General features: G+C 32.1%; 1 pseudogene. It reads right to left on the minus strand.

Going from position 1 to position 779, the window contains the following annotated elements:
* Positions 1-98: 98 nt before the first annotated feature.
* A pseudogene (locus CYP05_RS06985) lies at positions 99-779 on the minus strand (hypothetical protein); the annotation flags it as partial.

Here is a 779-nt window from a genome sequence, read left to right on the forward strand (position 1 = left end):
TATATCTAAATGGCCATCGATAGCTTTTACGAAGCCTTCATATTCATTTTGTTTAAGTCCTAGCTTTTTAATGACGTCATCATTTAAAAGCCTAGTTTTTATCTTTTTAGCTGCTTCATAAAATTTATCTCTGATATAGATATATGGAGTATAGTGTCTATTTTGGTTAAAAGAGTAGGCTGTGTTTTCTTCCGGCAGGTATAGGTATTGCCACTCTTGCCAGAAAGTATTTGATGATTTTTATATTTTTTAAACACAGTGCTCTCGTCAAAGTATTCTATTAGCTCTTTTATAGAGATCATTGATGATATAGCTTGGTAGCTTGCTCTTTTAATATGTGATTTGGTATCTTTTGGCTCATGACTAAGCTCATATTTTCTTAGATTTTGTAAATTTCCCTCTATGGCTTTAACATCCATATTATTAATATCTGTTTTTAAGCCAGCCTCTTCAATGGCTCTTGTATTATCAAAAGTTTTTCCTCTAATGCTTACAAGTTCAGATCCTGGTACCGGAGTGTAGTGAAATTTACTAGGATATAGGCTTGAGTTATTTACTACCTTATATAACCCAAGCTCTCTTGTTATCTCTTTTATGTATTCATCATATTCATTTAGGCTTGGAGCCTTTGTTGTGGGTATGATGAGTTTAAATTTCTCTACTTTTGCATCTGGTGCTTGATAGCTTGTTGGATATATAAAGCCCTTTATTCCTTTGCTTTGCAGTAAATTTTGAGCATCACTTATAGTAAATTTAGAGTTATCTATATCATATATAAG

It is taken from the genome of Campylobacter concisus (assembly GCF_002913545.1).
Lineage (GTDB): Bacteria > Campylobacterota > Campylobacteria > Campylobacterales > Campylobacteraceae > Campylobacter_A > Campylobacter_A concisus_AV.